Source organism: Niallia sp. Sow4_A1 (genome assembly GCF_052116745.1).
Classification (GTDB): domain Bacteria; phylum Bacillota; class Bacilli; order Bacillales; family Cytobacillaceae; genus Niallia; species Niallia hominis.
In genome coordinates this window covers 20,865-29,372 of sequence record NZ_JBQKKM010000055.1, presented here as the reverse complement: position 1 = coordinate 29,372, position 8,508 = coordinate 20,865, and the positions used below count along the sequence as shown (strand labels likewise).

Below are 8,508 nucleotides of genomic sequence, written 5' to 3'. Positions count from 1 at the left end.
GCGCTCGGTGATATGGAGAATATGGGCTTTATGGGTACGATGGTTTCGCGTGGAAGTGGTGTTGGTGTCGTAATCGGTACGGGAATGAAGACGGCGATGGGACAAATCGCAGACTTGCTGCAAAATGCAGATTCTGTGACAACCCCACTGCAAAGAAGATTAGAGCAGTTAGGGAAGATTCTCATTGTAACGGCCTTGCTATTAACAGTATTAGTTGTAGTAATTGGTGTACTTCAAGGACATGATTTATACACAATGGTTCTAGCAGGTGTATCCTTAGCAGTTGCTGCAATACCAGAAGGGCTACCGGCGATTGTTACAATTGCTTTATCTCTTGGTGTTCAGAAAATGATCCGAAAAAATGCAATTGTCCGTAAATTGCCTGCAGTAGAAACGCTGGGATGTGCTTCTGTAATCTGTTCAGACAAAACCGGTACATTAACGCAAAATAAAATGACGGTTACAAGAACATGGATTGGTGGCAAAACGTATACAGTAGATGGAACAGGATACGAACCACAAGGAAAATACTATGCAGATGAAAAATTAGTCGATCCTGCTAAAGATAAGGCGTTACAACAGCTTTTAACATTTGGACTGCTTTGTAATCATGCAGAGATACTGCAAAAAGACGGAGAATATGTTTTAAACGGTGATCCGACAGAAGGCGCTATACTAGTTGCTGGTATGAAGGCAGGATTTTCGCGCTCTCAATTATTAAATCAATTTACGATAGTGAATGAATTTCCTTTTGATTCGACAAGAAAAATGATGAGTGTGATCGTAAAGGACCCATCTGGAAGACAGTTTGTCGTAACAAAAGGAGCACCAGATGTGTTGATTGGTCAAAGTAAATCGATTCTTTTTGAAAATCGTTCCACTGTATTAGGAAGTGAGCAGAAGAAAGTAGTGCAGGAAGCGATTAACGGATTAGCTTCCCAAGCGCTTCGTACAATCGCTATTGGATATAAGGAAATATCTCCAAATACGATTATTATGCACGAAAGAGAAGCGGAAAAGGATTTAATTTTTATCGGGCTCCAAGGCATTATTGACCCACCAAGACCAGAAGTAAAACAAGCTGTTAAAGAATGTAAAGAAGCTGGAATTAAGACAGTTATGATTACCGGAGACCATGTTATTACGGCAAAAGCGATTGCTAAGCAGCTTGGCATTGCCAATAACCGTTCCAAGGTAATGGAAGGAAAAGAGCTAACAGATTTAAGTTTACAAGAATTAGAGGATATTGTAGAAGATGTTGCTGTATTCGCTCGCGTTTCACCAGAACATAAACTGAAGATTGTTCAAGCTTTCCAAAATAGAGGACATGTCGTAGCTATGACTGGTGATGGAGTGAATGATGCTCCAGCAATCAAGAAGGCGGACATCGGTATTGCAATGGGAATTACAGGTACAGATGTAGCGAAGGAAGCATCCTCTTTAGTATTAATGGATGACAATTTTGCAAGCATTAAAGCAGCGATCGTAGAAGGTAGAAATATCTATGAAAATATTCGTAAATTTATCCGTTATTTACTAGCTTCAAATGTTGGGGAAATACTGGTTATGCTGTTTGCGATGTTATTAGCTCTACCTTTACCACTTGTACCAATCCAAATTCTATGGGTGAATTTAGTAACAGATGGATTGCCAGCAATGGCCTTAGGCTTGGATAGACCAGAAGACAATGTCATGAAAAGAGGTCCGCGAAGTCCGAATGAAGGTGTATTTTCAAGAGGGCTCGGCTGGAAGGTAATTTCAAGAGGATTTTTAATCGGGATTTCCACAATTTTAGCGTTTATGTTTGCCTATGATAATAATCCAGAAAATCTAGAATACGCCCAAACAGTGGCATTTATCACATTAGTCCTTGCTCAGTTAATACATGTTTTTGACTGCCGCAGTGAAAAATCAATTTTTTCAAGAAACCCATTTGGCAATATGTATCTTGTATGGGCCGTTATTTCATCCCTTGTACTTGCACTAGTTGTCATTTACGTACCATTCCTACAAGAAATCTTCCATACACTGCCAATAGCAATGAAAGATTGGCCAATGATCATCGGATTCGCTTCCGTACCAACTTTTTTACTCGCAGGATCATTTTTATTAAGTAAATCAAAATAAAATATGTTATAATCCAAAAGGTAGTAGAGACCACTCTATTACCTTTTATTTATTTAATGTGGTTTTTAATGCTGTTTTTTCTAAAATATTCGACGCTATGCAAGTATGATGAGAAATTATTAAAGAATAATAAAGCAGCCTGAATACACGGAGACACCACGGGGATTAGCGAGACAGGTGAGACCCCGGAGGAGAAGCTGAGGAGGCTCACCGCTCGCCCCACGGAAAGCGAAGTGTATTCAGGCTGCGGGTTAGTAGCGAAACTTTGCGGGAAAAGCATGAGCAACATTAATTCGCACATTTTTAAGAAAACGGATGTGTTAGCATGATAAAAAGTATGACTGGATTTGGAAGAGCAACAAAACAATATCATCATTCAACACTTCACATTGAAATGAAATCGGTCAATCACAGGTTTAGCGATCAGATTATTCGGATGCCAAAGCAATTTCTATATTTGGAAGAACAAATAAAGAAAATTATTTCAAACTATATACATAGAGGTAGAGTAGAAGTATTTGTAAGCTTAGAAGATGAAGAGAAGAAGGGCCATGAAATGATCGTCGATTGGCCATTGCTTGATCAATATTACCAATTACTTCATCAATTAAAAGACAAATATTCCATTGAAGAGCCTATCTCCCTACGAGATCTCTTAAATCAAGAAGAGTGTTTTCAGATAGTAGAACGGGAACTTGACATGGAAGAACTATCAGAAGTATTACTTACTACAGTTGAAGAAGCGGTTGTCCAGTTAAATAATATGCGAACAATAGAAGGATTAGAGTTATCCAAAGACTTAGAAAACAACCTGAAGCAAACAGAGACTTGGGTTGAACAATTACAGTCATTAGCTCCTGAAGTGATTACACAATACCGGGAAAAGCTGAAAGCACGTCTAGAAAGCTATTTGCCGGAACCGATAGAGGAAGCAAGACTCATTACAGAAGTGGCAATTTTTGCAGATAAAGCAGATATTAATGAGGAATTAGTTAGATTACATAGTCATATTAGACAGTTTTATCAAATTATGGAAGAAGAAAGCCCGATTGGAAGAAAGCTTGATTTCTTGTTGCAGGAAATGAACAGAGAAATCAATACGATAGGTTCTAAAGCTAATTCATCAGCAATTGGAGCAATTGTTGTCGAGGTGAAAAGCTGTTTGGAAAAAATGAAAGAACAAATCCAAAACATTGAATAAATAGGGTTTAGAATAAATCTTCCTAGTTAAAACTAAAAATAATAGGATTGGAGTAGGCAAATGTCCATTAAGTTAATTAATATTGGTTTTGGAAACATAGTTTCTGCAAATAGAATTATCTCTATTGTCAGTCCAGAATCTGCCCCCATTAAACGCATTATCCAAGATGCTAGGGATAGAGGATCATTAATAGATGCTACATATGGCAGAAGAACGAGAGCGGTTATCGTAATGGATAGCGATCATGTTGTTCTTTCAGCAGTTCAGCCAGAAACGGTTGCACATCGATTAAATGATCGTGATGAGATTATAGACGAAGGGTAGGAGAAAGATTTGGTAGAAAAGGGACTTTTAATCGTTTTGTCTGGACCTTCTGGTGTAGGGAAAGGAACAGTGAGAAAGGAAATATTCTCACAACAAAATACATCCTTTGAATATTCTATTTCCATGACAACTAGAGCTCCGCGCGCTGGTGAAGTAGATGGTGTAGATTATTTCTTTAAATCGAGAGAAGAATTTGAGGGCTTAATCGAACAAGGGAAATTACTAGAATATGCAGAATTTGTAGGAAATTACTACGGTACACCAGTTGATTACGTACGAGAAACAACATTAAAAGGGAAAGACGTCTTTTTAGAAATTGAGGTAGAAGGTGCAAAGCAGGTTCGTGAGAAGTTTCCTGACGGCTTATTTATCTTTTTAAGCCCGCCAAGCCTATCAGAGTTGAAGAATCGTATTGTGACAAGAGGTACAGAGTCAGAAGAGATTATTAACAACCGTATGAATGTGGCAAGAGAAGAAATTGAAATGATGCACTTATATGATTATGTCGTAGAAAATGATACAGTAGAGAATGCTTGTGAAAAAATTAAAGCAATCATTGTTGCTGAACATTGTCGCAGAGAAAGAGTAGAACCAAAATACAAGAAAATGCTGGAGGCTAAATAATGTTATATCCATCCATTGATAAATTAATGACAAAAATCGATTCTAAATATTCATTAGTATCTGTTGCTGCAAAGAGAGCAAGAAAGCTACAAACAAATGCGAGACCACAATTAGCAAAATATGTTTCTCATAAAAATGTAGGAAAAGCATTAGAAGAGATTAATAAAGATCAGCTAACTTACCGTGTAAATACTCCAAGTGGTTCAAGCGAGGAATAATTAAATTTTTTTGAAAAATATAGTACAAACTAAAAGGCTTAGGTAAAAGGAGCAATTCCATTTACTAAGTCTTTTTTCATGGACATAATGGTTATTTAATTATATGCTTAACAATAATAGAAGTAATGAAAGACTACATAATGGTGTTCCCATAAATGTTTAAATTCTAACTAAGCAGGTTGGTTTCCGATTTAAGATTTGGCGAAGCGGCTCGGCGCTCGTCCCAGTGAATCGTGCTGTCCCCACGGAATACAAATAAAACAATATTATTTATCATAAACTCTTAGAACAGAAAGAAAGGAAGGAAGCGCATAATGTTGAATGGAAAGAAGATTCTTCTTTGTGTTACGGGAGGAATTGCGGTTTATAAGGCATGTGCTTTAACAAGTAAATTAACGCAAAAGGGCGCGGATGTGAAGGTTATCATGTCGGAAGCGGCCATGGAATTTGTGAATCCTTTAACCTTTAAAGCACTTTCTAAAAACGAAGTATATACGGACACATTTGATGAAAAAGATCCGAAAGTGATTGCCCACATTGATTTGGCAGATTGGGCTGATTTGATTTTAGTCGCACCGGCAACAGCGAATGTGATAGGAAAAATAGCAAACGGCATTGCTGATAATATGATTACAACCACCTTGCTTGCAGCGACAAGTGATGTTTGGATTGCTCCTGCCATGAATGTTCATATGTATGATCACCCTGCAGTTATTAAAAACATTAATACGCTTCATGACTATGGGTATCGATTTATTAACCCGGGTGAAGGTTATTTAGCATGCGGGTATGTGGGGAAGGGAAGATTGGAAGAACCAGAAATGATTGTTCAGCATATGGAGGATTATTTCTCTGGGAAGAAAAACATCCTTAGTGGTACAACCGTTCTCGTAACTGCTGGACCGACGCGAGAAAAAATTGATCCTGTTCGTTTTATTTCCAATCATTCATCTGGAAAAATGGGATATAGTATTGCAAAAAAGGCAATTGCATATGGGGCAAATGTTATTTTAGTATCCGGACCAACAAATCTTGCCCCACCAAAGGGTGCACAGGTAATTTCTGTGGAAAGTGCTGAAGAGATGTATAATGCGGTGATAAGCTATAGCGAGAAGTCTGACATTATCATTAAAACTGCAGCAGTTAGTGATTATAAGCCAACTTTAGTATATGATCATAAAGTGAAAAAGCAAAGCGGTCCAGAAACAATCGAATTTACACGGACTAAGGATATTTTGTCAGAACTTGGGTCGCGAAAAAATCAACAAATTCTGATTGGCTTTGCAGCAGAAACGCAAAATATGGCTGTGTATGCAATGGATAAATTAAAACGGAAAAATGCGGATATGATTGTTGCTAATAATGTAAATAGGCAGGATTCTGGCTTTGGAACAGATACAAATTTAGTAACAATGTATAAGAAAGATGGGACTTCCATCGAACTTCCCCTTCTTTCTAAAGATGAAGTAGCGGAAAAAATCTTGGAACAAGCGGTCTTGATGAAGGAAGCTGTTCAGAAATGACTGTAGCGAAAGTAATTGTCGATGTTCCGGCAAAACAAACGGACAGACCCTTTGATTATCTCATTCCAGAAGAACTGGAAGAGGTTATTCAACCAGGCATGCGAGTTATTGTTCCATTCGGTCCTAGAAAGGTTCAAGGATTTGTGGAAAGCTTGGAGGAAACGTCTAGTTTTAAATCACTTAAAAAGATAATCGAGCCGATGGACTTAGTACCTGTTTTAAATAAAGAGCTTTTATCCCTTGCTGATTGGTTGTCTCATTCTACCCTTTGCTATAAAATTTCTGCTTTTCAAGCGATGCTACCGCCGGCTTTAAAGGCTAAATATGAGCGCAAGGTAAAAAGGGTAATGGGAAAAGAACAAGACATGGCAGAAGGGGTAGCTGCTCTTTTTCGCAATATGGAAGAAGTAGTGTGGGAGGAAGCTCTAAAGAATGTATCTCTTTCTGCTCTGCAAAAGGAAGTGAAAAAAGGAACAATAGAAGTTTCCTACGAGGTTCAATCAAGAGGTCAAAAGAAAAAGGTAAAGCATATTTATCCTTTGGTAAAGAGAGAAGATTTAACCGATTACGAAGAATCGCTGAATAAAAACGCAAAAAAACAAAAAGAATTACTTGTGTTTTTTAGTGAGCATCCAGAACCAATTGAACAAAAACAGCTCTTAACGAAATTAAAGATTTCTACAGCTGCTATAAAAGGGCTAGTTGAAAAAGGTCTTCTCGGCGAAATAGATAAAGAAGTATATCGAGATCCTTATCAAGAGCGTGAGTTTGAAAGAACATATGCCTTGCCTTTAACAGATGATCAGGCGAAGGTTGTTGCACCGATCCATCAGGCGGTCAAAGAGGAGCGCCATGAAGTGTTTCTCTTATATGGTGTAACCGGTAGCGGGAAAACAGAAGTTTATTTGCAATCCATTGAAAAAGTATTGGCAAAGGGAGAGGAAGCGATTGTGCTTGTCCCTGAAATCGCCCTAACTCCCCAAATGGTTAACCGTTTTAAAGGGCGATTTGGTGAACTTGTTGCGGTTTTGCATAGTGGATTGTCAGTGGGAGAAAAGTATGATGAGTGGCGAAAAATTCAAAGAAACGAAGTGAAAGTTGTCGTAGGAGCTAGGTCCGCCATCTTTGCTCCATTTACGAATCTTGGCATTATCATTATTGATGAAGAGCATGAAATGACCTATAAGCAAGAGGAGAATCCACGTTACCATGCAAAGGAAGTTGCCATCGAAAGAGGGAAAAAGCATGGTTGTTCGATTATTTTAGGTAGTGCAACTCCTTCTTTAGAAAGCTTTGCACGAGCCCAAAAAGGCGTATATACTTTACTATCCCTTCCTAATCGAATGAATAACCAATCCCTTCCTAATGTAGAAATTATTGATATGCGGGAAGAACTTCGAACCGGCAATCGCTCCATGTTTTCCGAAGCATTGCTAGATAAGCTGAAAGATCGCCTTGAAAAGAAAGAGCAAACAGTCTTATTTTTAAATAAGCGAGGGCATTCGTCCTTTGTCATGTGCCGTGACTGTGGGTATGTTGTTAAATGTCCGAATTGTGATATTAGCTTAACCTACCACCGTTTTCAAAATCAGATGAAGTGTCATTATTGTGGATATGAAACATATACGCCTACCACTTGTCCAGAATGTAGCAGTGAGCATATTCGGTATTTTGGAACAGGTACGCAGAAGGTAGAAGAAGAGCTGGCGAAAATCCTGCCAGAAGCTAGAGTTATTCGGATGGATGTGGACACAACAAGTCGAAAGGGTGCTCATGAAAAGCTGCTACAAAAATTCCAAGATGGAGAGGCAGATATTCTATTAGGCACACAAATGATTGCCAAAGGACTAGATTTCCCAAGAATTACGCTAGTTGGTGTACTATCAGCTGATACAATGCTTCATCTGCCAGATTTCCGCTCATCGGAGAAGACCTTTCAATTACTGACACAAGTAAGTGGAAGAGCAGGCAGACATAAATTACAGGGCGAAGTTATTTTTCAAACATATACCCCTGAGCATTATAGTATAGAGCTTGCGAGCGAACAGGATTATGACCGTTTTTATGAAACGGAGATGATGATTCGCAGACAGCATGCCTATCCGCCATACTATTTTCTTACGATGATTACGATTAGTCATGAAGAGCTGATGAAAGTAGTCGGTGTCTCGGAGAAAATCACGCAGATCGTCAGAAATAGATTATCACCGCAAACGGTTATTTTAGGACCAGTCGCTTCACCAATCGCAAGGATAAAGAATAAATATCGTTATCAATGCCTAATAAAATATAAACAAGAACCAAACTTAGAGGAAGTTCTAAAGTCGATTTTAGATCATTACCAGACAGAAATAAGTTCAAATGGACTGCAAATCTCGATTGATGTTAATCCGTTTATTTTGATGTAGTGATGACTGTTACAAACGATGCTACTGTTGCTATTAACCTTCAACGTGAAAATGAAAATAAAAAGAAATGACAGAATGGAAAC

The 8,508-nt window shown here is 38.3% G+C and carries 7 protein-coding genes; all 7 read left to right on the top strand.

Annotated elements, in window-relative coordinates; all coding sequences use genetic code 11:
• On the top strand, window positions 1–2,127 hold a 2,127-nt coding region (locus ACTQ5K_RS21825), incomplete at its 5' end, for a cation-translocating P-type ATPase (RefSeq protein WP_441994287.1).
• 325 nt (window positions 2,128–2,452) lie between these two features.
• Window positions 2,453–3,328, top strand: a complete 876-nt coding sequence (locus ACTQ5K_RS21820; RefSeq protein ID WP_441130749.1) for a YicC/YloC family endoribonuclease — start codon at window positions 2,453–2,455, stop codon at window positions 3,326–3,328.
• 60 nt (window positions 3,329–3,388) lie between these two features.
• Window positions 3,389–3,652, top strand: coding sequence for an extracellular matrix/biofilm regulator RemA (gene remA / locus ACTQ5K_RS21815; RefSeq protein WP_031534358.1), 264 nt, complete (start codon window positions 3,389–3,391; stop codon window positions 3,650–3,652).
• Between the two features lie 9 nt (window positions 3,653–3,661).
• A complete protein-coding gene (gmk, locus tag ACTQ5K_RS21810; protein ID WP_031534359.1) occupies window positions 3,662–4,276 on the top strand; it encodes a guanylate kinase in 615 nt (204 codons plus the stop codon).
• Window positions 4,276–4,494: a DNA-directed RNA polymerase subunit omega gene (gene rpoZ, locus ACTQ5K_RS21805; RefSeq protein ID WP_031534362.1), complete on the top strand. Its 219-nt coding sequence runs from the start codon at window positions 4,276–4,278 to the stop codon at window positions 4,492–4,494. Before gmk ends, rpoZ begins: the two co-directional genes overlap by 1 nt.
• Before the next feature lie 314 nt (window positions 4,495–4,808).
• Window positions 4,809–6,017, top strand: coding sequence for a bifunctional phosphopantothenoylcysteine decarboxylase/phosphopantothenate--cysteine ligase CoaBC (gene coaBC / locus ACTQ5K_RS21800; protein WP_349204069.1), 1,209 nt, complete (start codon window positions 4,809–4,811; stop codon window positions 6,015–6,017).
• Entirely contained in the window at window positions 6,014–8,425 is a 2,412-nt protein-coding gene (priA, locus tag ACTQ5K_RS21795) for a primosomal protein N' (protein ID WP_349204068.1), read from the top strand. The genes coaBC and priA overlap by 4 nt, the downstream gene beginning before the upstream one ends.
• Window positions 8,426–8,508 lie beyond the last annotated feature (83 nt).